The organism is Streptomyces sp. NPDC003077 (assembly GCF_040611095.1).
Taxonomy (GTDB): domain Bacteria; phylum Actinomycetota; class Actinomycetes; order Streptomycetales; family Streptomycetaceae; genus Streptomyces.
Map to the genome: position 1 here is coordinate 65,202 of NZ_JBEXNM010000032.1, position 24,967 is coordinate 90,168.

General features: G+C 71.5%; 21 protein-coding genes and 1 tRNA gene. 10 read left to right on the plus strand and 12 right to left on the minus strand.

Features of this window, described 5'->3' with window-relative positions:
- Nucleotides 1-224: 224 nt before the first annotated feature.
- Entirely contained in the window at nt 225-1,685 is a 1,461-nt protein-coding gene (locus ABZX96_RS21590; protein ID WP_355546810.1) for a DUF2252 family protein, read from the minus strand.
- 379 nt (nt 1,686-2,064) lie between these two features.
- A complete protein-coding gene (locus tag ABZX96_RS21595) occupies nt 2,065-3,249 on the minus strand; it encodes a hypothetical protein (RefSeq protein WP_355546766.1) in 1,185 nt (394 codons plus the stop codon).
- A 103-nt stretch (nt 3,250-3,352) separates the two neighbouring features.
- Here ABZX96_RS21595 and ABZX96_RS21600 point away from each other — a divergent pair, with 103 nt between their 5' ends.
- Nucleotides 3,353-3,787 (plus strand): MarR family winged helix-turn-helix transcriptional regulator, encoded by a 435-nt coding sequence (locus ABZX96_RS21600; protein ID WP_355546768.1) that lies wholly within the window; start codon nt 3,353-3,355, stop codon nt 3,785-3,787.
- A 127-nt stretch (nt 3,788-3,914) separates the two neighbouring features.
- On the opposite strand, the gene ABZX96_RS21605 is transcribed toward ABZX96_RS21600, so the two are convergent.
- Nucleotides 3,915-5,054, minus strand: coding sequence for an MFS transporter (locus ABZX96_RS21605; RefSeq protein ID WP_355546812.1), 1,140 nt, complete (start codon nt 5,052-5,054; stop codon nt 3,915-3,917).
- A 227-nt stretch (nt 5,055-5,281) separates the two neighbouring features.
- On the opposite strand from ABZX96_RS21605, the gene ABZX96_RS21610 reads away from it, so the two are divergent.
- Nucleotides 5,282-6,421: a LysR family transcriptional regulator gene (locus tag ABZX96_RS21610; protein WP_355546770.1), complete on the plus strand. Its 1,140-nt coding sequence runs from the start codon at nt 5,282-5,284 to the stop codon at nt 6,419-6,421.
- A gap of 205 nt (nt 6,422-6,626) precedes the next feature.
- Here the strand turns inward: ABZX96_RS21610 and ABZX96_RS21615 are convergent.
- A tRNA-Leu gene (locus ABZX96_RS21615) sits at nt 6,627-6,710 on the minus strand.
- A gap of 967 nt (nt 6,711-7,677) precedes the next feature.
- On the opposite strand from ABZX96_RS21615, the gene ABZX96_RS21620 reads away from it, so the two are divergent.
- From ABZX96_RS21620 to pknB, 6 genes are all read left to right on the plus strand, one after another.
- Complete coding sequence (locus ABZX96_RS21620; protein WP_355546772.1) at nt 7,678-8,502, plus strand: DUF3662 and FHA domain-containing protein; 825 nt, start codon at nt 7,678-7,680, stop codon at nt 8,500-8,502.
- A gap of 10 nt (nt 8,503-8,512) precedes the next feature.
- On the plus strand, nt 8,513-9,034 hold the full coding sequence (locus tag ABZX96_RS21625) for an FHA domain-containing protein (protein ID WP_355546774.1): 522 nt from the start codon (nt 8,513-8,515) through the stop codon (nt 9,032-9,034).
- Between the two features lie 120 nt (nt 9,035-9,154).
- Complete coding sequence (locus ABZX96_RS21630; RefSeq protein ID WP_355546776.1) at nt 9,155-10,720, plus strand: PP2C family serine/threonine-protein phosphatase; 1,566 nt, start codon at nt 9,155-9,157, stop codon at nt 10,718-10,720.
- 22 nt (nt 10,721-10,742) lie between these two features.
- Nucleotides 10,743-12,143, plus strand: a complete 1,401-nt coding sequence (locus tag ABZX96_RS21635; RefSeq protein WP_355546778.1) for an FtsW/RodA/SpoVE family cell cycle protein — start codon at nt 10,743-10,745, stop codon at nt 12,141-12,143.
- Nucleotides 12,140-13,606 (plus strand): penicillin-binding transpeptidase domain-containing protein, encoded by a 1,467-nt coding sequence (locus ABZX96_RS21640; protein ID WP_355546780.1) that lies wholly within the window; start codon nt 12,140-12,142, stop codon nt 13,604-13,606. The genes ABZX96_RS21635 and ABZX96_RS21640 overlap by 4 nt, the downstream gene beginning before the upstream one ends.
- A 146-nt stretch (nt 13,607-13,752) precedes the next feature.
- Nucleotides 13,753-15,786 (plus strand): Stk1 family PASTA domain-containing Ser/Thr kinase, encoded by a 2,034-nt coding sequence (gene pknB, locus ABZX96_RS21645; protein ID WP_355546782.1) that lies wholly within the window; start codon nt 13,753-13,755, stop codon nt 15,784-15,786.
- Between the two features lie 381 nt (nt 15,787-16,167).
- Here the strand turns inward: pknB and ABZX96_RS21650 are convergent, their stop codons facing one another.
- The 6 genes from ABZX96_RS21650 to ABZX96_RS21675 all read right to left on the minus strand — a co-directional run bounded on the left by ABZX96_RS21650 (nt 16,168) and on the right by ABZX96_RS21675 (nt 21,060).
- Complete coding sequence (locus ABZX96_RS21650; RefSeq protein ID WP_355546784.1) at nt 16,168-16,905, minus strand: class E sortase; 738 nt, start codon at nt 16,903-16,905, stop codon at nt 16,168-16,170.
- 23 nt (nt 16,906-16,928) lie between these two features.
- The gene (locus ABZX96_RS21655) at nt 16,929-18,539 is read right to left on the minus strand and encodes a class E sortase (RefSeq protein WP_355546786.1); all 1,611 of its coding nucleotides are present in this window, start codon (nt 18,537-18,539) and stop codon (nt 16,929-16,931) included.
- Nucleotides 18,536-19,174, minus strand: coding sequence for an aminodeoxychorismate/anthranilate synthase component II (locus ABZX96_RS21660; RefSeq protein ID WP_355546788.1), 639 nt, complete (start codon nt 19,172-19,174; stop codon nt 18,536-18,538). The genes ABZX96_RS21655 and ABZX96_RS21660 overlap by 4 nt, the downstream gene beginning before the upstream one ends.
- Nucleotides 19,171-19,347, minus strand: coding sequence for a hypothetical protein (locus ABZX96_RS21665; RefSeq protein WP_355546790.1), 177 nt, complete (start codon nt 19,345-19,347; stop codon nt 19,171-19,173). Before ABZX96_RS21665 ends, ABZX96_RS21660 begins: the two co-directional genes overlap by 4 nt.
- Nucleotides 19,348-19,512: 165 nt before the next feature.
- Nucleotides 19,513-20,238, minus strand: a complete 726-nt coding sequence (locus tag ABZX96_RS21670) for a class E sortase (RefSeq protein WP_355546792.1) — start codon at nt 20,236-20,238, stop codon at nt 19,513-19,515.
- A 51-nt stretch (nt 20,239-20,289) separates the two neighbouring features.
- Complete coding sequence (locus ABZX96_RS21675; protein ID WP_355546794.1) at nt 20,290-21,060, minus strand: DUF881 domain-containing protein; 771 nt, start codon at nt 21,058-21,060, stop codon at nt 20,290-20,292.
- A gap of 141 nt (nt 21,061-21,201) precedes the next feature.
- Here ABZX96_RS21675 and crgA point away from each other — a divergent pair, with 141 nt between their 5' ends.
- Entirely contained in the window at nt 21,202-21,459 is a 258-nt protein-coding gene (crgA, locus tag ABZX96_RS21680) for a cell division protein CrgA (protein WP_355546796.1), read from the plus strand.
- Between the two features lie 347 nt (nt 21,460-21,806).
- On the opposite strand, the gene ABZX96_RS21685 is transcribed toward crgA, so the two are convergent.
- Together ABZX96_RS21685 and ABZX96_RS21690 are read right to left on the minus strand one after the other, a co-directional pair.
- On the minus strand, nt 21,807-22,709 hold the full coding sequence (locus tag ABZX96_RS21685; protein ID WP_355546798.1) for a rhomboid family intramembrane serine protease: 903 nt from the start codon (nt 22,707-22,709) through the stop codon (nt 21,807-21,809).
- A 373-nt stretch (nt 22,710-23,082) separates the two neighbouring features.
- Nucleotides 23,083-23,616, minus strand: coding sequence for a peptidylprolyl isomerase (locus tag ABZX96_RS21690; protein ID WP_355546800.1), 534 nt, complete (start codon nt 23,614-23,616; stop codon nt 23,083-23,085).
- A gap of 556 nt (nt 23,617-24,172) precedes the next feature.
- Between ABZX96_RS21690 and ABZX96_RS21695 the strand changes: the two genes are divergently transcribed.
- Complete coding sequence (locus tag ABZX96_RS21695; protein WP_355546802.1) at nt 24,173-24,889, plus strand: DUF5324 family protein; 717 nt, start codon at nt 24,173-24,175, stop codon at nt 24,887-24,889.
- Nucleotides 24,890-24,967 lie beyond the last annotated feature (78 nt).

Sequence of the window (24,967 nt, forward strand, 5' to 3'; positions counted from 1 at the left end):
GGGGGGGGGGGGGGGGGGGGGGGGGGGCCGCGGGGGGGGCGGCGCGGGGGGGGCCCCCCGCGGGGGGGGCGGGGGGGCGGGGGGGCGGGGGCGGGCGGCGGGGGGGGCCGTTCGATGTCCCCCCCCCCCCCGCCCCCCCCCCCCCCCCGGGGGGGGGGGGGGGCCCCTCCCCCTCCCCCCACCCCTCCCCGCCCCCGCTCACCCCACCCCCTCACCCACCCACCTCACACCCCCATCTCCCCCTCGATCCGCCCCTCGCGTATCGCCGCGACCAGGTCGGCGTGGTACGACTCCGTGCGGTCCGCGTACGCCACCGCGAAGGTCGTCAGCGCGTCATCCAGGGCGGTGCTCTTCCCGCAGTACCCGGCGACGGTGCGGGGGTCGGCGCTGTGCGCGTGCGCCCGCGCCAGCAGTGCCCCGGTCATCCGGGCGTAGTCGTCTATCTGGTCGGCGGCCAGCACCGCCGGGTCGACGCTGCCCTTGCGGTTGCGGAACTGCCTGACCTGGAAGGGAATCCCCGCGCCTTCCCGTCCCCGGGCCGTGCTCCGCCCCGCCGCGCCGCCCTGCTTCCTGCCGCCGCCGACGCGGCCGGCACCCGTGGCACCGCCTACCGCCTCCGCGTCCTCCGGTGACGTGCCCGTCCGCGTGCTCGTCCGCGCGCCTTCCGCCTCCGATTCCCCCGTCCGCCCCTTCCCCCGAGACCCGCCCGCTTGCCCGCCGTCCGCCCGTCCCTCCCGTATCCGTACCGTCGTCCACCCCAGCAGGGTGTCGCTGACCACCTGCATGCGGCGCTGGCCGAGCACCACCCGGCGCCCCTCGTGCGCCACCGCCGGCACCGGGAAGCCGGTCTTCTCCACGTACGGGGCCAGTGCCGAGCCGCGTACCTCCTTGACCTGGAGCACCAGCGGCTCCCCGAGGTGATCCAGCAGCAGCACCACGTACGAGCGCAGTCCCACGCTTCCCGTGCCCACCACCCGGAAGGCCACGTCCTGCACGGTGTACCGGGCCAGCAGCGGCAGCCGGTCCTCCGGCAGGGTCTCCAGGTAGGGGCCGAGCGAGCGGACCACCGCGGCGGCCACCTCGTCCGGCACCCGTCGCAATATGGGCGGCGCGTCGACGAATCGCCGGCCGCCCCCGGGTATGGACTCGGTGGCCTTGGCCGCGAACCGCGCGCTGGTGTTCTTCCGGGCCTTCTGCGCCACCTGCTCCAGCGTGCCGGCCAGGTCGCGGGCGTCGGCGTAGGAGACGAGCCGTTCGTCGGCGATCGCGTTCCAGGCGTCCGCGGCCGGCATGGTCGCCAGCAACCGCATGGTGCGCCGGTAGGCACCCGCCGCGTCCCGCGCCGCCTCGACGCAGCGCTTCTCGCCGACGCCCGCCTCCCGGCCTGCCAGGACCAGCGAGGTCACCAGCCGCTTCAGGTCCCACTCCCACGGGCCGTAGACGGTCTCGTCGAAGTCGTTGAGGTCCATCACCAGGCCGCCGCGGGCGTCGCCGTACAGACCGAAGTTGGCCGCGTGGGCGTCCCCGCATATCTGGGCGCCGATGCCCGTCACGGGGGCCGACATCAGGTCGTACGCCATGAGTCCGGCGGTGCCGCGCAGGAACGCGAAGGGGCTCGCGGCCATCCTGCCCACCCGGATGCGGGCCAGTTCCGGTATCCGGCCGGCGTTGGACTCCTCGATCATCGTCACGACATCGGGCCGCCCCGTCTCGGGGCCCAACTCGCCCAGCGTGTCCCGGGGCACCCGCTCGCGCAGGGCCTTCCCCGCGGCCTTGCCCTCGGCCGGCTCGTCCTCCCGCCGCGTTCGCGGCTTGCGGGCACCGGCTCCGCCGGCCCGCTTCCCCCCGGATTCCGAGGGCCGCGCGAACCCCGGTACGTACGGCAGTCGTGTCACCGCGCGCCACCTCCCCCTTCGGCTGTGCGCCGGTTCTTCCGTTCGCTGCCGACGGTACAGACAGGCCCCACCGCCCGGCAGGGCCTGTGGACAACTCGGGTGAGGGCCTTGGCACACAGTCGCCAAGGCCCTCTTGATCTGCGGTTTCAGGAAAAAGCGCGCGGCAGCGTCAGACGCCGACGGCCTCTTCCATCTCCTCTTCCGCGTCCCCGTCGCCGGTGTGGCCCTTCGCGTCCGCGCCGGCGGCGTGCCGCCGCTTGCCCACCGGCGCCGTCGCGGCCACCGCGGCGTCGGCCTGGGCGTTCGCCGCCGTCTCGGCCTGGGCCCGGCGCCGCCGTGCCTCGGCCAGCCCCGCCACGCCGATCACCACGGCACCCGCGACGAGCCACAGCACCAGCGTCCAGACGTGTCCGGCCAGCCCGTGCCCGTCGAAGTAGACGTGGCTGCGGACGCCCTCGACGAAGCCCGCGCCGTTCCAGAAGGAGTGCAGCGCCGCGAAGAAACCGTTCTGCATCTCCGGCCGGAAGACCCCGCCCGCCGTGGTGAAGTTCAGCATCACGAACAGGGCCATCACGCCGAGCGTCGTCCACCGCTTGAGGAAGGTGTGCAGCCCCGTGCCGATCAGCAGGATGCCCGCCGAGTACAGCCACGCCATGCCCCACAGGCCCCACAGGCCGTGGTCCACCAGGTGGAAGAGCGGCCCGGCGAAGAGGGTGCCGATGATGCTGACGACGAAGGAGGTGCCGACCGCCAGCGCCGCCCGCAGCCGGATCGGCAGGGTGCCACCGGCGCCGCCGATCACCGCGACCGAGGCGTAGGAGCCGATGCTGATCGCGACCATCAGGAAGAACAGGCCCTGGGCCGTCGGATCGTCCTTCGCCGGCGGCGCCACGTCCGTGATCTTCAGCGGCGCGCCCTGCTGGGCCGCGATCGGCGTGAAGATCTTCTCCACGACGGTGGCCGTCGTGTCGGAACCGGCCGTGGCGACGACGAGCTCCGGCGCCGCCCCGGCCGCACCGGACCGGGCCCCCGCGGCCTTCGCGTCCATCACGTACGCGCCGAAGATGTCCTGGTGACGAAGCTGGTCGACGGCCTGGTCACGGCTGTCGAGGGTGCGTACGTCCAGTTCGTCCCCGGCCTTGTCGTTGATCGTCTGCGCGAGCACCTGCGCGCTCGGACCCGGTCCGACGACCGCGACCGGCAGGTGGTGCGGCTCGGGATGGGCGAACGCTCCCAGGTACGCCAGTCCCATGCCGACGCACATCAGCAGGGGAGTGATCAGGTGGGTCAGGACGTGCCGCAGCGCGGGGGCGTGACCGGGTCGGTGGTGATCGGGACGTCGGTCCGAACTCATGGGGAAGGCCTTCTCAAACTAGACGCTCGACAGTCAGGTAGTTGGCTTATACAACTCTCACTTCACGTTGTACTGTACAACCACTTCTAGGAAAGGCGGTACCGTGGCCAACCGGGACGAGTCCATCGAAACCATCCAGCAGGAGATGACCGCGTTCGCCCGGCGCGCCCGCGCCACCGCCGCGCGGATGCACCCCGAACTGTCCCTCGTCTCGTACACGCTGCTGGCCCACCTCGACGACCAGAAGGGCTGCCGCGCCACCGACTTGGCCGCGCACTACTTCCTGGACAAGTCCACGGTCAGCCGGCAGATCGCCGCCCTGGAGAAGCTGGGCTTCGTCGAACGGCGGCTGGACCCGCACGACCACCGCGTGCAGGTCCTGCACCCCACCGAGCAGGGCGCGCAGGTGCTGGCCAACGTCACCGCCAGCCGCCGCCAGGCGTTCCACGAGCGCCTCGGCGACTGGGACGAGGCGGACCTCGCCCGCTTCGCCACCTACCTGAGCCGCTACAACAGCGCCCAGGAGCGCCTGGGCTGACCCCTCAGCCCAGGCGCTCCGCACCGCCCCGCGGCGTCAACGGCCCTCATCCGCTCACGCCGCCCGCCCGGCCCCCACCCCTTCAGGCCCGCGCCCGGCTTCCCCTCCCCGCCAGGTCGGCGGGCGGCTACGCCGACGCCCCGGCCGCCTTCGGTGCCCGGCCCGCCAGTACCGCCACCACGGCACCGGCCGCCAGCGCACCACCGAGCCACATCGCCCCGCTCACGCCCCACCCGTCGGCGGCCAGGCCGCCCGTCAGCGAACCCAGCGCGATCGCCAGGTTGAACACCGACACGAACAGGGCGGACGCCGCCTCGCGCGCCTGGGGCACCGCCGTCATCAGCCAGGTCTGGCTGCCGACCGACACCCCTCCGTACGCCAGCCCCCACACGACCAGCAGGGCGCTCGCACCGGCCACGCCCACCCCCAGCACCGGCACCAGCAGCACCGTCCCGGCCAGCACCGCGCTCAGGGTCAGGAGCGTCCCGCGCGGGGACCGGGCCGCACCGTTGCCGGAGGCGAAGTTGCCCGCCACCCCCGCCACTCCGTAGGCCAGCAGCAACATGCTGATCAGTGCGGGAGCGGCACCGGAGATCTGCTCCAGCACCGGCCGCACATAGGTGTACGCGGCGAAGTGGCCCGTCACCAGGAGCGCCACGACGATCAGACCGGTGGCCACCCGCGCGTCCCGGACGAGCCCGAGCAGCCCGCCCATCCGTACGGCCCCCTGGGACGGCAGTTTGGGCAGGAGAACGGCCATGCCGACGGCCACCACCGCCGCCAGCACGCCGGTCACGACGAACGCCATCCGCCAGCCGACCGCCTCGCCGACGAACGTGCCCGCCGGCACGCCCAGCACCGAGGCGACGGCGACCCCGCTGAAGATCAATGACGTGGCCGCGGCCACCGACCCGGCCGGCACCAGCCGCACCGCCAGCCCCGCCGCGAGCGCCCACACCCCGCCCATGCCCAAGCCGACCAGCACCCGCGCCAGCATCATGACGGCGAACCCGGGCGCCGACGCCGCCAGGAGGTTGGCGCCCGCGAGCACCACCATCAGGACGCACAGCACGACGCGCCGGTCCCACCGCGCCACGGCCGGGGTGAGCACCGGCGCGGCCAGCGCCGCCACCAGACCGGTGACCGTGAGGGTCAGCCCCGCCGTGCCCCCCGTGACGCCCAGCGCGCCCGCCATCGGCGTCAGCAGCCCCACCGGCAGCATCTCCGACGTCACCACGGTGAACGTGCCGAGGGCCACCACCCCCACCCCGGCCCACCGGGCCCGTGCGGGGGCCGCTTCGGCGACGCCCGGTTCGTTCGTTCCCCGCGTCTCAGTGCGGTCAGACTTCAGCATGGGTCCATGCCACCGCCCGGCCGGACCGGGAACAACGGCGATGTTCTCAGCCTTCCATTAGCGAGATTCATCGATCTCCGGCCAAGGGCTCCCACCCCCGTCACGCCCTGCCCCGACAACCACCGCGAGAGGAAACCCGCATGAGCGCCCCCGCGAACGGCCCCGCGACCGACGCCATGCGCGACTCCGCGAGCGCCCCCACAAGCAACGCCCTACGCAGCCCCACGCCCGACCCGACGGACACCCCTCCAACCACCACGGGGAACACCACCCCGAACACCCCGAACACCGCGGACAGCGCCCCGCCCAACGTCCTCCCCGGCGGCTTGGAGATCCGAGAGCTCGAATGCTTCCTCGTCCTCGCCGAAGAGCTCCATTTCGGCCGGACCGGCGAGCGCCTGTACGTCTCCCAGAGCCGCGTCAGCCAGCTCCTCCGCGCCCTGGAACGCCGGATCGGCGCCCGCCTGGTGGAGCGCACCAGCCGCCGGGTCCGCCTCACCCCGCTCGGCGAGGACTTCCTGGGGTCCCTCCGCCCCGCCTACGAGGCGCTGCGCGCCACCGTCGAGGCCACCGCCACCGCCGCCCGTGGCATCGAAGGCCGGTTGCGCCTGGGCTTCCAGGGCACCGTGGACGACCGCATCCTGCGGTCGATCACGGCCTTCCAGCACCGCCACCCCGGTTGCGTCGTGGAGGTCAGCGAGATCCCGTTGCACGATCCGTTCGGTGCGCTGCGGCGCCGGGAGGTGGACGCATCCGTCGTCCTGCTTCCCATGAGGGAGCCCGACCTCGTCCTCGGGCCGGTGTTCTCCCGGCAACGGTTCACCTTGGCCGTTTCCCTGGAGCACCCCTTCGCACGCCGCTCGGTGCTCGACGTGGAGGAGCTGGCCACGGTGCCGCTGGTGTCGATCGACGAACCGGCCCCGGAGTACTGGCGCCTGGCCCAGGCCCCGAACGCGACGCCGCGGGGCCGCCCGATCCCGTCCGGCCCCCGCGTCCGGACGCTCCAGGAGGGCCTGACGCTGGCCGCGACACGGAGCGGGGGCATGCTGCTGTGCCGCCCGACCGCGGACTACCACGCCCGTCGCGACCTGGCCTTCGTGCCGGTCACCGGTCTGCCGGACTCCCGGCTGGGGATGGTCTGGCACCCGGCCCACGAGACCGCGCGCATCCGCGCCTTCGGCGCCACCATCGCCGAGGTGAACGGCACCGGGTCCACTGCCGGGCCCGCCGCAGCCGACGCCTATACCCCCCGCAGCCACCACGAACCCGCTCAACGCTGACCCAAGCCCACCTTCGGACAGCCCCGGCCGACTCGCGTCCCGTTCCGGCCCCCACCGTTCATACCCTCATGACGAAAACCGACCGGGTGTGACGTACCCCTCACTCACCCGCCCACCAGCCCCCGCCCGGGCCCCAGCCCCGGCGACGCACCCGAACAACGCGAAACCCCCGGTCCGGATATCTCCGGACCGGGGGTCTCATCTGTGCGCGAGGGGGGAGTTGAACCCCCACGCCCTTTCGGGCACTGGAACCTGAATCCAGCGCGTCTGCCTATTCCGCCACCCGCGCATTGGGTGTTGTCTTCTTGATTCTCTCACGAACCTCGGGCTGTTCTGTCCGGTGTTTCGCGGGAGCGCCTTCCGACATGCAGAACATTAGCACGGTGCGGAGGGTGTCTTCACCCTCCTCCCCCTCCGCCCCGCTCGAAGCCCGAATCGAAGCCCGGCTCGAAGCCACGACAGAAGGCCAGGTCGCAGCCCTCTTCCGGACGGGCGTACGGGTCGGCCACCGGTCCCGTAGCCGGTCCCCACCGACGTCCGGGCGGAACACGGACGGATCCCGGGCGGAACACGGACGGATCCCGGACGGAACCCGGACGGAACGCGCGAACAACCCCTCCCGGGGACACGCCCGCGAATCCACCCCGGTACCGCCCCCGACCCCACCCGGAAATCCCCCCGGAAACATCCCGGAGCCCGATCCCCGAAACATCCCGGACGCCACCCCGGAAACCTCCCGGAACCCGGGGCACGCACCACGCCCCGCGCCCGTCCCGTTCCGGCCCCCGCCCCACCCCGTCCCCGCGCAACGCCTCGCCCCCACAACGCGCCGCCCCCTGCGGCACCGCTCCCGCCCTCTACCGCACCGTCCCTTCTCTCCCTCTTTCCACCGGCCCGTCCACCGCCGGGTCGCCCCGCCGGAAGGGTCGGCGCGGCGGTTGCGGGACACTGTGAGGGGGGCACATCTACGATCGCAGGAACGCGTCTCCCGGTGGTCGACCGGCGGCCGAACGGCCCCGGGCCCCGCGAGGACGCGAGGGTGCACGGCCGGGAAAGAGCGGCGGCCGGGCACCGGCCCGGCAGCACCAGCAGTGAGATCAGCGGCACCAACGTCGAGCAACCAGTGAGGGGCGACACTCGTCCTCAGGGCGGGAAAGGGGAACCAGCCGATTTCCCGAGGCGTGGATACGATCAGTAAGCAGTATCAGGACGAGCATCAGGACGACCCTGACGAAGACTGAGGAAGGAGGTGCCCCGTGGGAGTACTGAAGCGCTTCGAGCAGCGACTCGAAGGTCTCGTCAACGGCACCTTCGCCAAGGTGTTCAAGTCCGAGGTGCAGCCCGTTGAGATCGCCGGCGCGCTGCAGCGCGAGTGCGACAACAACGCCACCATCTGGAACCGCGACCGCACGGTCGTCCCCAACGACTTCATCGTCGAACTGAGCACCCCCGACTACGAACGTCTGAGCCCGTACAGCGGCCAGCTCGGCGACGAGCTCTCCGGCATGGTCCGCGACTACGCCAAGCAGCAGCGCTACACCTTCATGGGCCCGATCAAGGTGCACTTGGAGAAGGCCGACGACCTGGACACGGGGCTGTACAGGGTGCGCAGCCGCACGCTGGCGGCGAGCACCTCCCAGCACCAGCCGCCGGGTCAGCCCGCGGCGGCGCAGCGGCCCACCGCGCCGCGCACCCCGCCGCCCGGCGGGCACGTCAGCCCGCCCCCCATGCCCGCGTCCCCGCCGCCCGGCGCGCCCGCCGCGTACCGGCCGGCGTCTTCCGGGGCGTCGTCGTACGCGCAGACGAGGCGCTGGATCGAGATCAACGGCACCCGCCACCAGATCTCTTCGCCCTCGCTGGTCCTGGGCCGCAGCACCGACGCGGACGTGCGGATCGACGACCCGGGAGTGTCCCGCCGTCACTGCGAGATCCGGGTCGGAACGCCCTCGACGATCCAGGATCTCGGATCCACCAACGGGATCGTGGTGGACGGGCAGCACACCACCCGCGCTACGCTCCGCGACGGCTCGCGGATCGTCGTGGGCAGTACCACCATCGTTTACCGGCAAGCCGAAGGGTGAAGCGGGGGCAATGTCAGAGCTGACCCTCACGGTCATGCGGTTGGGTTTCCTCGCCGTACTGTGGCTGTTCGTCATCGTGGCCGTACAGGTCATCCGCAGCGATCTGTTCGGCACCCGCGTGACGCAGCGCGGCGCGGCCCGGCGGGGCGGACAGGAAACGCGTACGCAGCGACAGGCGGCTCCGCCGCAGCAGCGCCGCCAGGAGAGCGGGCGCGCCGCCAACCGGCAGCGCCGTGGCGCGCCCACCAAGCTCGTGGTCACCGAAGGGTCCTTGACGGGCACGACGGTCGCCCTGCAGGGGCAGACGATCACGCTGGGCCGGGCGCACGACTCCACGATCGTGCTGGACGACGACTACGCCTCCAGCCGGCATGCCAGGATCTACCCGGACCGTGACGGCCAGTGGATCGTCGAGGATCTCGGGTCCACCAACGGCACGTACCTGGACCGGACCCGACTGACCACGGCGACGCCGATTCCGCTGGGAGCCCCGATCCGCATCGGAAAGACCGTCATCGAGCTGCGGAAGTAGTACGACAATGAGCGAGCGGAGCGAGCGAGCCGCGGCGGTCCACTCGACGGACCCGAGCGTGCTCCCGACCGGAGGGTGGGCACCGTGCGGATGTATCCGGAGCCGACGGGCGAGGTGCGCATGAGTCTGTCACTGCGCTTCGCCGCCGGATCGCACAAGGGCATGATCCGGGAGGGCAACGAGGACTCCGGTTACGCCGGCCCGCGCCTGCTCGCCATCGCCGACGGCATGGGCGGCCAGGCCGCCGGCGAGGTCGCCTCGTCCGAGGTGATCTCCACGCTCGTCCAGCTCGACGACGACGTTCCCGGTTCCGACATCCTCACCTCGCTCGGCAGCGCCGTGCAGCGTGCCAACGAGCAGCTGCGCGTGATGGTCGAGGAGGACCCGCAGCTGGAGGGCATGGGCACGACGCTGACGGCCCTGCTGTGGACCGGCCAGCGGCTCGGGCTCGTGCACGTCGGCGACTCGCGCGCCTACCTGCTGCGCGACGGCGTGCTCACGCAGATCACGCAGGACCACACCTGGGTGCAGCGGCTGGTGGACGAGGGCCGGATCACCGAGGAGGAGGCCACCACGCATCCGCAGCGGTCGCTGCTGATGCGCGCGCTGGGCAGCGGCGACCACGTGGAACCGGACCTGTCCATCCGCGAGGTGCGGGCCGGCGACCGGTACCTGATCTGCTCGGACGGGCTGTCCGGGGTGGTCAGCCACCAGACGCTGGAGGAGACGCTCGCCGGGTACGCGGGGCCGCACGAGACCGTGCAGGACCTGATCCAGCTCGCGCTGCGCGGCGGCGGCCCGGACAACATCACCTGCATCGTGGCCGACGTCCTGGACGTCGACGCCGAGGACACCCTGACCACGCAGCTGAACGACACCCCGGTCGTCGTCGGCGCGGTGGCCGAGAACCAGCACCAGCTCAGCGACCCGAGCACCCTGCAGACCCCGGCGGCCCGCGCCGCCGAGCTGGGCCGCGGCCGGGACGTGCCGCCGGGTGCCGGGGGCTTCGGTCCGCCCGGCAGCGGGGACGCCGACATGGCGGGCCCGCCGGGCGGGTTCGGCGCGTTCGAGGACGAGGAGTACCTCAAGCCGGAGCGGCGCGGGAAGTGGGTCAAGCGGTCGCTGATCATCGCGCTGTCGCTGGCCGTGGTCGGCGGCGGGCTGTACGCGGGGTACCGCTGGACGCAGACGCAGTACTTCGTCGGCGCCAAGGACGACCACGTCGCGCTCTACCAGGGCATCAGCCAGGACCTGGCGTGGATCAAGCTCAACAAGGTGGACGCCGACCACCCCGAGATCGAACTCAAGTACCTGCCGCTGTACTGGCGCAACCAGGTCAAGGAGACCATCGCCGTCGACAGCCGCAATCAGGCGCTCGACAAGGTCTCCGAACTGGGGCGGCAGGCCGCGGCCTGCCGCGTCAAGGAGCAGCGGGAGGCCGCCGAACGCGACGCGGCGCGCGAAAGGAACGAGGGCCAGGCCGGCGGCACGACCGGCCAGAAGCCCGGCAAGCCGGGCACGCCCACGTCGTCGCCCACCGTGCCGCCCCAGTTCACGGCACCCGGCCAGACCGGGACGCTGGGCGTCCGCACCGCCGCGGTCGTGCCGTCACCATCTCCCACCAGCCAGGCCCCCTCCACCGAGGAACAGCAGAAGCTGGAAAAGAATTGCAGCAGCCAGCAGTGAGGGCGCAGGGGGCCGCATAACCATGAGCAGTACCACCACCACGACCACCATCGGCACCATCGGCGCCCCGAACCGCCGCAACACCGAGCTGGCGATGCTCGTCTTCGCCGTGCTCATCCCGGTGTTCGCCTACGTCAACGTGGGCCTGGCCAAGGAGGACAAGGTCCCGGCCGGCGTGCTGGGCTACGCGCTGGGGCTGGGCCTGCTGGCCGGCGTCGCCCACCTCGTCGTCCGCAAGTGGGCGCCGTACGCCGACCCGCTGATGCTGCCGATCGCCACCCTGCTCAACGGGCTGGGCCTGGTGTTCATCTGGCGGCTGGACCAGGAACCGCTGATCACCACGAAGGCGCTGGGCGGCGCGATGGCGCCCAACCAGCTCATGTGGTCCACGATCGGCATCGCCCTGTTCCTCGGCGTGATCATCTTCCTCAAGGACCACCGCGTTCTGCAGCGCTACACCTACATCTCCATGGTGGTGGCGCTGGTGCTGCTGGTGGCGCCGCTCTTCTTCCCCGCCAAGTTCGGCGCCCGCATCTGGATCACCATCCCGGGCGTGGGTTCGCTGCAGCCCGGCGAGTTCGCGAAGATCATTATTGCGATCTTCTTCGCCGGCTACCTCATGGTGAAGCGCGACGCCCTGGCGCTGGCCAGCCGCCGCTTCATGGGGATGTACCTGCCCCGTGGCCGCGACCTCGGACCGATCCTGGTGATCTGGGCGCTGAGCCTGATGATCCTGGTCTTCGAGACGGACCTGGGCACCTCGCTGCTGTTCTTCGGCCTGTTCGTGATCATGCTGTACGTCGCCACCGAGCGCACCAGCTGGATCGTCTTCGGCCTGCTGCTCAGCGCGGGCGGCGCGGTGGCCGTGGCCTCCTTCGAGTCGCACGTCCAGACCCGCGTCAACAACTGGCTCAACCCGTTGGCGCTGGCCCCCAACGGCGGCGTCACCGAACCCGCCAACGCCATGTACTCCTTCGGCTCCGGCGGCATCCTCGGCTCCGGCCTCGGCCAGGGCTACTCCCGCCTCATCGGCGGCATCGCGGCCAAGAGCGACTACATCCTCGCCACCGTCGGCGAGGAACTCGGCCTGGCCGGTCTGATGGCGATCCTGCTGCTGTACGGCCTGCTCATCGAGCGCGGCATCCGTACGGCGCTGGCCGCCCGCGACCCGTTCGGCAAGCTGCTGGCCATCGGCCTGTCCGGCGCGTTCGCGCTCCAGGTGTTCGTCGTCGCCGGCGGCGTCACCGCCCTGATCCCGCTCACCGGTATGACGATGCCGTTCCTCGCGCAGGGCGGTTCGTCCGTCATCGCCAACTGGGCGCTGGTCGCGATCCTGTTGCGGATCAGCGACACCGCGCGGCGGCCCGCACCGGCGCCCGCACCGTCCACCGACGCCGAGATGACCCAGGTGGTACGCCCGTGAACAAGCCGCTGCGCCGGGTCGCCATCTTCTGCGGCCTGCTCGTCCTCGCCCTGCTGGTCCGCGTCAACTGGGTCCAGTTCGTGCAGGCCGACGAGCTGAAGAACGACGACAACAACCGCCGCGTCGCCATCGAGCGATACAGCATCCCGCGCGGCAACATCATCGTCGACGGCAAGGCCATCACGGGGTCCACCGTCACCGACAGCGGCGACTTCAAGTACAAGCGCGTCTACAAGAACGGGCCGATGTGGGCGCCCGTGACCGGGTACGCGTCCCAGGCGTTCGGCGCCAACCAGCTGGAGAAGCTCAACGACGACATCCTCTCCGGCACCAGCGACAAGCTGTTCTTCAGCCGCACCGTCGACATGTTCACCGGCGGCAAGCGCAAGGGCGGCGACGTGGTCACCACCCTGGACGCCAAGGCGCAGGAGGCCGCGTTCAAGGGCCTGGGGAAGAAGAAGGGCGCGGTCGCCGCGATCAACCCGGAGACCGGCGCGATCCTCGCCCTGGCCAGCACCCCGTCCTACGACCCGTCCACCTTCGCCGGCATGAGCGCCAAGGACTCCAAGGCGTACAACGGTCTCCTGAAGGAGAACAACCCCAGCGACCCGATGCTCAACCGGGCGCTGCGCCAGACCTACCCGCCGGGCTCCACCTTCAAGGTCGTCACCGCCGCCGCGGCGCTGGAGAACAACCTCTACACCGACCCGGACGCCAAGACGAACTCGCCGATGCCCTGGACCCTCCCGGACACCGCGGGCCTCCCGCTGCCGAACGAGGGCAACATCCCCTGCGAGAACGCCAGCCTGCGCGAGGCGCTGCGGCTGTCCTGCAACACGGTCTTCGGCAAGATCAGCGCCGACCTCGGCAACAAGAAGATGATGGCCGAGGCGGAGAAGTTCGGCTTCAACAACCCCAAGGTCGACACGCCCGTCCGGGCCGCCGAGAGCGTCTACCCCAAGGACAACCGGCCGCAGAACGCGATGGCCGGCATCGGCCAGGCGTCCAACCGCGCCACCCCGCTCCAGATGGCCATGGTCGCCGCGGCGGTCGCCAACGGCGGCAAGCTCATGAAGCCGTACATGGTCGACCAGCTCGTCGCGCCCAACCTCAACGTGGTGCAGCAGCACACGCCGGAGGAGATGAGCCGCCCGCTGACGCCGCAGAACGCGCAGAAGCTCCAGTCCATGATGGAGACCGTCGTCAAGGAGGGCACCGGAACCACCGCGCAGATCGACGGCGTCACCGTCGGCGGCAAGACCGGTACCGCGCAGCACGGCGAGAACAACAAGGACAACCCGTACGCCTGGTTCATCTCCTACGCCAAGACCGCGAAGGGCACCCCCGTCGCGGTGGCCGTGGTCATCGAGGGATCGAACACCCTGCGCGGTGACATCGCGGGCGGCAAGCTCTCCGCACCCATCGCCAAGAGCGTCATGGAAGCGGTGCTGGGCAAGAAGTGATCCCCGTCTCGCCCATACCGGTCGGGTATCGGCTGCCGGTTGCGAACGGGCCCCGTGAGGCGTGCCGGGTACGGTATGCCCGAACAGCACACCGCCGGACCACACACGGGTGCGGTCGGGACTGACGGAGAGGGCTGGAGAAGCTTATGGAAGAGCCGCGTCGCCTCGGCGGCCGGTACGAGCTGGGTTCGGTGCTCGGCCGGGGTGGCATGGCCGAGGTGTATCTCGCCCATGACAGCCGTCTGGGCCGCACCGTCGCCGTGAAGACGCTGCGGGTGGACCTCGCCCGTGACCCGTCCTTCCAGGCCCGGTTCCGTCGTGAGGCCCAGTCGGCCGCCTCGCTGAACCACCCGTCGATCGTCGCGGTGTACGACACCGGCGAGGACTACGTCGACGGGGTCTCGATCCCGTACATCGTCATGGAGTACGTCGACGGATCCACGCTGCGCGAGTTGCTGCACTCCGGCCGCAAGCTGCTGCCCGAACGGTCGCTGGAGATGACCATCGGCGTGCTCCAGGCCCTGGAGTACTCCCACCGGGCCGGCATCGTGCACCGCGACATCAAGCCCGCCAACGTCATGCTGACCCGCACCGGCCAGGTCAAGGTCATGGACTTCGGCATCGCCCGCGCCATGGGCGACGCCGGCATGACGATGACGCAGACCGCCGCCGTCATCGGCACCGCCCAGTACCTCTCGCCCGAGCAGGCCAAGGGCGAGCAGGTCGACGCGCGCTCGGACCTGTACTCCACCGGCTGCCTGCTGTACGAGCTGCTGACGGTGCGCCCGCCGTTCGTCGGCGACTCCCCGGTCGCGGTGGCCTACCAGCACGTGCGGGAGGAGCCGCAGCCGCCGAGCACCTTCGACCCCGAGATCACGCCGGAGATGGACGCCATCGTCCTCAAGGCGCTGGTCAAGGACCCGGACTACCGCTACCAGTCGGCCGACGAGATGCGCGCCGACATCGAGGCGGCCCTGGACGGCCAGCCGGTCGCCGCCACCCAGGCGCTCGGCTCCGCCGGCTACGGCCAGGACACGCCCACCACGATGCTGCGCGCCGCGCAGGACCCGGCGGCGGGCCAGACCTCGATGCTGCCGCCGGTGAACCCGGACGACGGCGGTTACGGCTACGACGAGCGGCAGGACCGCCGCCGCGGCGGGCAGAAGAAGAGCCACACCTCCACGATCCTGCTCGCCCTGGCGGGCATCCTCGTCCTGGTCGGCGCGGTCTTCATCGGCAAGGTGCTCTTCGAGAGCACCGACCACGACAACCAGGTCTCCGTGCCCAGCCTGTCCGGCAAGACGCTGGCGGAGGCCAAGGAGTACGGGAAGAACGGCGGCTTCAAGGTCGTCAAGGGCGAGGACAAGCCCTGTGACAACGTGAAGAAGGGCCAGGTCACCGAGCAGGACCCGGCGGTCGACACCAAGATCGACAAGGGTACCGAGGTGAAGGTCACGCTCTGCTCGGGTCCCGAGCTGGTGTCCGTGCCGAGCGTGAAGGGTCTGACCGAGGCCCAGGCCAAGTCGGAGCTGGAGGCCAAGGGCTTCACCAAGATCGAGACCAAGCAGGTGGTCTCCGAGCGGGACCCCGGCACGGTCGCCGAGCAGGACCCGGCCCCGGGCACCGAGAAGCCCAAGGACACCACGATCACGCTGTCCATCGCCCAGGCGACGCCGAAGAAGAACGTCCCGGACGTGCGCGGCCACGACGTCAACGCGGCGTCCAAGCAGCTCACCGACTACGGCTTCAAGGTCAGCACTACCGAGCGGGAGACCTCCGACCCGCAGCAGGCCGGCAAGGTCATCGAGCAGTCCCCCGAGGCCAACACGCCGGCCGAGGACGGCACCACGGTCAACCTGGTCGTCGGCAAGGCGGCCGAGCAGGCCAAGGTCCCGGTCCCCGACGTGGTCACGAAGAAGCTCAAGGACGCCAAGAAGATGCTCACCGACGCCGGACTGGCCGTCGGCACCATCGGTCCCGCATCGGACGACGACGCCCTGGTGATCACGGCCAACCCCGGCCCCGGCACCCAGGTCGACAAGAACACCCCCGTCAACCTCACCACCCTGCCGCTCGGCGGCGGGAACAACGACGGTGGCGGCGGTGACGAGGGTGGCGACAACAACGGCGACCACGGGGGCGGTGGCCTCTTCGGCGGCCCGTGGGGGCGCCGCCACTGATCCGGTAGCGCCACGTCGTGTCGGAGCCCCGGCGTCCGTCCCTGGTGAGGGCGGGTGCCGGGGCTTCGGCGTGGGGATGGGGCTTCGGCGTGGGGGCGGGGCTTCGGCGTGGGGGTGGCCGCGGGGCCGGTACGAAGACGTGCGGGGCGGACTGGGTCCGGGAGGCCGTGGCGGAGGGGAGTCGGGCGTCGGCGGCCGGGCTTGCGGGCGTCAGGCGAGGGCTCGGCTCGCGGCCTGGGGCCCTGCCTCACCGGTGGCCTCGGCCCCCGGTCGGCTGGACAGCCCGGCGTCCTCGTCGCTCGGCGGGTGCGGGGCGCGTCGCTCGGCGGTGCGGAAACCCCGGCGCTTCCGGAGCCGGGGACGTCCCGCGCGCCCGGGGCGTCAGCGCAGTTCCGCGGGCGGGGTGCGGTCGGCGTCGACCTTCTCGGTGCGGACGAGTTCGCCCCACACGATGTACCGGTAGTTCGAGGTGTAGACCGGGGTGCAGGTCGTGAGCGTGATGTAGCGGCCGGGCTTGCGCTTGCCCGACTCCTTGGGGACGTTCTGCAGGACGTCCACGTTGAACTTCGAGGTCTCCGGCAACGTCGCGTAGACCTTGTAGACGTACCAGGTGTCCTTCGACTCGAAGACGACCGGATCGCCCTTCTTGATCTTGTCGATGTTGTGGAACTTCGCCCCGTGCCCGTCGCGGTGCGCGGCCAGGGTGAAGTTGCCCTTCGCGTCCTGCGGCAGCGCGGACTTGATCGGGGCGGTGTAGTAGCCCGCCACGCCCTTGTTCAGGACGTCGAGGTCGGTGCCCTTCTCGACCAGGATTTCGCCGCCGGTCATGGACGGCACGTGCAGGAACCCGATGCCGCCCTGCGTGTCGAGGGCACCCGGCCCCTTCGGCTGCTGCGCCCACTGCTTCCGCATCTGGTCGCCCTGCTCGTTCGCCTCGCGGTCGGCGAGCACGTTCGTCCACCACAGGGCGTAGACGACGAACAGCGCCATGATCACGCCGATCGTGATGAGCAGCTCGCCGAACACGCTGACCGCGGTGGCTATCCGCCCGCGCGTGCGGCGCGAGGGGGGCGGGGGTGCCGACGGCTCCGTGGCCTCGTCGTGTCCGGTCGCAGTCACCGCGGTGTACCCCTCTTAGTCCCTCAGCTGACGAGCGCGTCCGGTTTGCCTTCGCTCCGTGGCCGCTCCTCGACCATCTTGCCCCAGACGATCATCCGATAGGTACTGGTGAATTCCGGGGTGCAGGTCGTCAGCGTGATGTACCGTCCCGGGCCGGTGAACCCCGAGCCCTTCGGGACCGGGTCGACCACCCGGATGTTGCTCGGCGTGGTCTGCGGAAGGATGCTCGTCATCTCGTAGGTGTAGAAGCGGTCCCGCGTCTCCACGATGATCTTGTCGCCCTTGGTGAGCCGGTTGATGTACCGGAAGGGCTCGCCGTGGGTGTTGCGGTGACCCGCCACCGCGAAGTTGCCCTGTTTGTCCCAGGGCATCGCCGTCTTCAGGGAATCCTCGCCGTAGTGGCCGACCATGCCCCGGTCCAGGACGCCCGCCTTGCTGATGCCCTCGGCGATCGGGACCTTCACGTCCAGCTTGGGGATATACATGATCGCGAACCCCTGGCCGGGCGAGAAAACGCCCGCGTCGCGGTTCTTGTCGCCCTTGTCCCACTCCTGCTCCAGCGTCTGGGTCGTCCCGTCCGCGTCCCAGTTGGCCCGGAGGTTCGTCCACCACAGCTGGTAGGTGACGAAGAGCAGCATCAGCACGCCGAGAGTGATGAACAGCTCTCCGGCGAAACGGCTCAGGATGACGCCGGGGCCGTCCTTGGCCGCGCGCTCGGCCCGCCGCGCCTCCAGCCGCGAGGCGGGAGCGGGCGTGGGCGGCTGGGGGCTGTGGCCTCGTTTGCCGCCGCGCTTGGCCGCCTGCTGCGCGGCCTTGCGGCGGGCCGCACGGCCGCCGGGTATGGGCGGCCCACTCGCCTCGGTTTCACGTGAAACGCCGGTGGTTTCACGTGAAACGGGCTGCGTCAGGTCTGTTTCACGTGAAACGGGCAGTGGCGGGCCGGTTTCACGTGAAACGGGCCGCGTCCGATCGGCAGCGGGTGGTTCCTCGATCCGCGGCAGCACCGCGGTGTCGCCGGGCGAGCCTCCGGCTCGCGGCCTCTCCTGCTGCGCGTGGACGGTGGCGGCCGACACCACGCCCGGTTCCTGCGTTCCGTACGCATACGAGCCGGCTGCCGCCCCTTGTGCTCCGTACGCGTCCGGGCCCGGGCCCGCGTACGCCGTGGCGCCTTTTTGCTCCTCGTGGCCGTCCTGCCCCGCGTGGCCACCAGGCGGGGCGTCCCCCTCACGAGAGGTACCGGACTGCGGAGGCAAGGACGCCACCGGCTGCTCGGCGGACGGGGACGGAGCCTGGTTCGGCGCCGGGGGCTGATGCGGCCGGAACCACGGCGAGCCCTGGCGGCCTGCCTGTGGCCCGGCGGAACCGGCGGGCCCGACAGACCCCGCGCCGTCGGACCCCGCAGGGCGGGCCGCCTGGCCGGGAACCTGCCCACGGGCGGCGTCCTGGGCGGGCGTCCGCCGGGAAGCCTCGGGGGACGGTTGGGAGCGGGCCGGCGGACGTCCGGGGAGCGGGTCGGTCAGAGGGTCGTCGAGCTGCCTGACGGCCGCTTCGAACGCCGCCGTGTCGTCGTACGCACCCTGCGCCGCGTACGGCTCGTCGGGTCGCCGCGCCCGCTCGGGGCGGACGTCCGTCACGCCCCGGCCTTGCCGACCACCGGCGCGAGTCCCGCCGACCGGGCCACCGCGTCCCTGTCTCCGCACTCGACCAGCCAGTTGGCGAGCATCCGGTGGCCCCACTCGGTCAGCACGGACTCGGGGTGGAACTGGACGCCTTCCACGGGCAGTTCCCGGTGCCGCAGCCCCATGGGGATGCCGCTGTCCGTCCAGGCCGTGATGGTCAGCTCGGCCGGGACGGTGTCCCGCTCGACGGCGAGCGAGTGGTAGCGGGTGGCCGTGAACGGCGAGGGGAGGCCCGAGAAGACCCCGGCTCCCTCGTGCGTGACCGAAGAGGTCTTCCCGTGCAGCAACTCCGGGGCCCGGCCCACCACACCGCCGTACGCGACCGCCATCGACTGCATGCCCAGGCAGACCCCGAAGACGGGAACGCCGGTGTCCGCGCAGTGCCGGACCATGTCGACGCACACGCCGGCCTGCTCGGGGGCGCCGGGGCCGGGGGAGAGCAGCACCCCGTCGAAGCCGTCCTGGGCGTGGCCCGGGACGACCTCGTCGTTGCGCAGGACCTCGCACTCGGCGCCGAGTTGGTAGAGGTACTGGACGAGGTTGAAGACGAAGCTGTCGTAGTTGTCGACGACGAGGATGCGCGCGCTCATCGCAGTGGTGCCATCCCCTCGTCGAGCGTGACGTCGTTGAAGGGGAGCAGCGGCTCCGCCCACGGGAAGACGTACTGGAAGAGTACGAAGACGATCGCCAGTACCAGCACGAGCGAAGTCAGTGCCTTCACCCATGTGTTGCCCGGCAGATGCCGCCAGATCCAGCCGTACATGCTGTCGCTGCCCCTACGTGCCGATGACGATGACCACGAGATGTCGATTGCCCCACCAGACTAAAGGGCGTTTCCGGCAATCGGCGGGCCCGCCGGGGAAAGACCGCGCCCGGACCGCCCGCCGGACGTCGGCCTACACCCGTCCGGGACGGGCGGCGCGACCGGTCACCCGGGCGGCGCCGGCGGCCTTCCCCGGGTCGCGGGACGAGTCGATTCCAGGTGGGCCCAGACGATCAGCCGGTGGCTGTGGCCCCATTCCGGCTCGCAGGTGGTGAGGGTGAGGTAGCGGCCGGGCCGGGTGTGGCCGGACCCGCGGGGGACGGGTGCGATGACCCCGATGTCGGTCGGCGGCGTCGTGTAGGGCCGGTGGTCGACCCGGTAGGTGAACCAGTGCGTGCCGTCCGCGAGGACGACGGCGTCACCGGGGCGCAGCCGCGGCACGTCCTTGAACGGGTCGCCGTGGGTGCGCCGGTGTCCGGCCACCGCGAAGTTCCCCGTGGCACCGAGGCGGGCGGTCCGTTCGTAGTGCCCCAGGCCCCGCTTGAGCACGTCGTCCGAGGTGCCCTCCAGCACGGGCTTGGCCCAGTCCGCGCCGAAGCGCGGCACGTACATCACGGCGAACGGTTTCCCGTACGGGTACGGCGTCGCACGCTCCCGCGGCGCCGTACCCGAAGCGGCGGTGGACGGACCGCGGGCGTCCCCCGGCGACCGGCCTCCTGGGGGCACCGGCCCGGCGGACCAGCCGCCGCGCAATCCGGCGATCTCGCGGTCCATGGCCCGGTCGGCCCGTACGCCCGTCCAGAACACGACGTACACGACGAACAGCGCGACCAGGACGCCGAGTGTGAGGCAGATTTCGCCGAGCGTCCGGACGATCCACCGCACCGACATGGCGGTCCCGCCTCCTCCCGGCCGGCGCCCCGGGCGCGACGGCCCGCGGGCTCACGGCTTCGTGGGCCGTGCGTAGTGGAGGTCCACGGTGCCGGAGTAGCCGGGCAGCGTCACGGTGTCGTGCCGGTCGACTTTCCAGCCGAGGCCGTAGGCGGCGACGTACTGGAGGTAGTTCTGGATGGCCGGGGCGTCGGACAGCGCCTTGTTGAGCGCGTCGCGGTCGCCGACGGCGGTCACCTTGTACGGGGGCGAGTAGACGCGGCCCTGGAGGATCAGGGTGTTGCCGACGCAGCGCACCGCGCTGGTGGCGATCAGCCGCTGGTCCATGACGCGGATGCCCTTGGCGCCGCCCTGCCACAGGGCGTTGACGACGGCCTGGAGGTCCTGCTGGTGGATGACCAGGTCGTTGGCGTGCGGCTCGGGGACACCGGGGATCTTGGCGGTGGCGTTGGGCGGGGCGTCGGTGAGCGTGACCGTCAGGCCCTCACCTTGGAGCCGCTGGGTGCCGGCGTCCTTCTCCAGGGCCTTGAGCTTGGCTTCTTGGGCGCGGGAGGCGCCGTTGTCGCGCTGGGCGAGGCCGTCGACCTCCTCCCGCAGCGTGGCGTTGCGCTCGTCGTGGGCGCCGTTCTTGTGGCTGCGCTCCTGGATGAGGTCGGACAGGCGCAGCATCGAGTCGTCGGAGCGAAGGTCGGTGCCGCGCGCGGTGTCGAAGCTGATCCAGAAGATGAGGCCGGCGAGCGCGAAGACCGCCAAGGTCAGCAGCCGAACGGGCCGCAGACGGGGACGGAAGGGGCGGCGGGGCGAGTCAGCGGAAGTGCTCAACGTACCCTTACTCCTTACGACGCCGCGGAACCACTACGCTAACGGACGCCCTGGGGGCGCACCGTCGCTCCCCCGCCCGGCTTCCGTCCGTACAGCCCGCCCCCCGCGCGGTCACGCAGCGCATCGACAGGAGAGTTCCTCGTGCCGAAGTCACGGATCCGCAAGAAGGACGATTACACGCCGCCGCCCGCCAAGCAGCAGACGAACCTGAAGCTGAATTCCGGGCGCCGCTGGGTCGCTCCGCTGATGCTGGCCATGTTCCTGATCGGCCTGGCGTGGATCGTGCTCTTCTACGTGACCGAGGGCGACATGCCGGTGAAGGCCATGGGCAACTGGAACATCGTGTGCGGCTTCGGCTTCATCGCCCTGGGGTTCGGCGTCTCCACGCAGTGGAAGTAGCCGCCGCGTCCGGGTGAGCGTCCCGGCGCCGGGCCGGGACGCGGATGTCGGTCCCGGCACCGCGCGGCGGGAGCGGTGCGGGCCCTCTGGTCCTGCACAGCGGCGGCCCTGTTGGCAAGCCGTAGCCAAGACCATCCACATTGTTATCCACAGCCGGGGAAAACTTCAGAAGATCTGTGGATAACTTCCCGGATGTTGACGCCGGTGTGACCGGTGATCCGCGTCACGGGCCACTGCCACGCTTCACTCTTTCGAGAAAACCGCAGATCAGAGCCGGTCCGTAGGATCGGCTCCGACTGCTACCCGGATCATGCACAAGATCCGGCACGCGCTGTGGACAACTGTGCTCATCCCGTGAGCTGAACCGTCCGTACCCACACCACCGCGACGATCGCGAGCAGCGCCACCACACACGTCGCCGTCTGCACCAGCGTCCGGCGGTCCCGCGGCGCGTGCACCATTCCGAACGCCACCGCGGCGCCCACCACCAGGCCCCCGATGTGCGCCTGCGAGGCGATGCCCGGCAGGAACGTGATGACCAGGTTGATGCCGAGCAGGATGAGGACCGGCCGCATGTCGTAGTTGAGCCGGCGCATCAGGACGGCGGTCGCGCCGAGCAGGCCGAAGATCGCGCCGGACGCCCCCAGGGACGGCTGGTTCGGCGCGGCCAGCAGGTAGGACAGCGCGCTGCCGCCGAGCCCGGACAGCAGGTACAGGGCGAGAAACCGCGTCCGCCCCAAAGCCGCCTCCAGGGACGGCCCCAGCCACCACAACGACAGCATGTTCATGGCGATGTGCGGCACCTCGGTGTGCAGGAACATCGCCGTCAGCAGCCGGTACCACTCGCCGTGGGCGACACCGACCAGCTCGTACCGCTGCGGGTCGACGGCCAGGCCGATCATCGCGTAGTCGTCCGCCAGGGTCCGCACCGCCAGCGTGGCCGCGTACACCACGAGGTTGAGCCCCAGCAGGATCTTGGTCACCAGCCGCGGGTCGGCGGCGATCGGGCCGCCCGCGATCGTGCGCGGAGCCGTCGCCCGCGTCGGGTGCGCCGTCCCGGCACCTCCCCGCACGCACTCCGGGCACTGGAAACCGACGGAGGCGTTCACCATGCACTGGGGGCAGATCGGCCGGTCACAGCGGGCGCACCGTATGCCCGTCTCCTGCTCCGGGTGGCGGTAGCAGCCGGGCAGACCGCCGCTCTCATCCGCGCGCCGCGGCTCCTGTGGGCTGCCTGACACCTGGTCCATCGTCCCTTCGATCCCTCGTCCTGGGCGTCGGTGGGCGGACGCGACGCCGTCGCGGCGCCGCCGCGCCCACGGCCGTCGGGCGGGCGCGGACACCGCGCCGCCTGGTCTTGAGAAGGCGTCCGTACGCACGGCACGCCCCACCCGATCTACGACCGGACGGGGCGCGATGGTTCCCCGCGTCCGGCACGCCCGGAACCGCCCTGGTCAGGGGACCAGTGTGGGCCGGGACGCGGCCGGTCCGCGGGAGGCGCACCACCGGATGCGGTGGGGCGCCAGGCTCCGGCCCGGGCCCGGACACCGGGTAGGCGCGCACCCCATGGGTACGCGCCTACCGGAACGGCACCGGGCCCGGCCGGGGAGCCGGCCGGCGGTCTCAGCCCTCGCGGGTCTCGACGACGACCGACTCGATGACCACGTCCTGGACCGGACGGTCGGTGCGCGGGTTGGTCTGCGTGCCGGCGATGGCGTCCACGACCTTCTTGCTCGCCTCGTTGGTGACCTCACCGAAGATGGTGTGCTTGCCGGTCAGCCACGCGGTCGCGGACACCGTGATGAAGAACTGCGAGCCGTTGGTGCCCGGGCCGGCGTTGGCCATGGCCAGCAGGTAGGGCTTGTTGAAGGCCAGGTCCGGGTGGAACTCGTCCGCGAACTCGTAGCCCGGGCCGCCGGTGCCGTTGCCCAGCGGGTCACCGCCCTGGATCATGAAGCCGCTGATCACCCGGTGGAAGACGGTGCCGTTGTACAGCGGGTCCGTGGTCTTCTTGCCGGTCGCCGGGTGGACCCATTCGCGCTGGCCCTGCGCGAGCTCGACGAAGTTCTTGACCGTCTTCGGGGCGTGGTTCGGCAGGAGCCGGATCTCGATGTCGCCCTGATTGGTCTTCAAGGTGGCGTACAGCTGCTCAGCCACGATCTACCTTCCATAAGTCTTCACTGACGGTTCCCGATCCTCGCACGGACGGGCCCGCGCGTCGCCTGGCTACGGCCTCTGTACGCGCGGCGCGCATTTTTCTCCGCCTCTTGCCGGTCGGGCCCGCCGCCGTCAGGGCTGTCTCCCGCCCGTCAGGTGCTCGTCCGCGCGCGTCGGGTGCTCGTCCGCGCCCGCCCACTCGCCGGGCACGCGCCCGCCCGTCAGGCCCGCCCACTCGTCAGGCTCGCGTTCGTCTGCCGGATCCACCGCCCACGCGCCAGACCCGCGTCCACATGCCGGTTCCGCCGCCCGCCCCGAAGGCCCGTCGCCCGGCCGGGAACCAGAACCGGCCGAACAGGCGCGCGGCACGGCAAACCGTGGCATTGTCATCGGAAGCCCGAGAAGACTCCGGAAGGTCCCCAATGACCCGGATGCCCGCTCACACATGCCGGACCGTGCACCAACAGGCATGATCTTCGAACGGGTGGACAGTCGAACACAACAGACGTGGGGAACACCCCCGATCCCCGGACACGCCACCGATGAGGAGGATCCCGTGACCCGCAAGGACAGCGTGCGCGCCGCGACCGGCACGGCCAGGGACAGCGTGCGGCACGCCGCGGAGGTGGTGGCTCCGTATGCCGGTACGGCCAAGGACACCGCCGTCCACTACGCGCAGGAGGCCCGTACGCGGCTGGCGCCCAAGGTGGCCGAGGTCGCGCACCAGGCCCGCAGCCAGTACGACACCCACGTACAGCCGCGCATCGACCACGCACGCGGCACGCTGCCTCCCAAGGTGGACGCCGCGGCGAACTGGGCCGCCGAACGGACCCGCCAGGCCGCGCGCCAGGCGGCCGACTACACCGCCCCGCGCGTCGGGCACGCCGTGCAGAGCGCCCGGGCCGCCGCCGAGCCGGTGCGGGACGAGGCGCTGGCACGCGGCACCGCCGCCTGGGCGGCGCTGCGCGGCCAGGTCTCGGCGGCCGAGGTCGAGAAGATGATCCGCAAGCACCGGCGCCGCGCCCGCGCGGGGCGCGTCGCCAAGCGCGTGACGGTGGTGGGTCTGCTGGTCGGCGGCGCGTTCGTGGCGTGGAAGTGGTGGGACAAGCAGGCCAACCCGGACTGGCTGGTCGAACCCCCGGCGCCCACCGAGGTCACCGACCGCGCGCCGCTCACGGCCGTGGACGGCACCCCCGAGGCCGTCCTGGACCCGGAGGTCCAGGCCAAGCAGGCCGAAGCGGAGGCCGAGGTCGAGGACCGCGGCGGGGCCTGATCGGGCACGCGCCACGACCGGGTACGCCTGGTCCGTCGTCATCGGGCGCCGTTTCACGTGAAACCGCATGTTTCACGT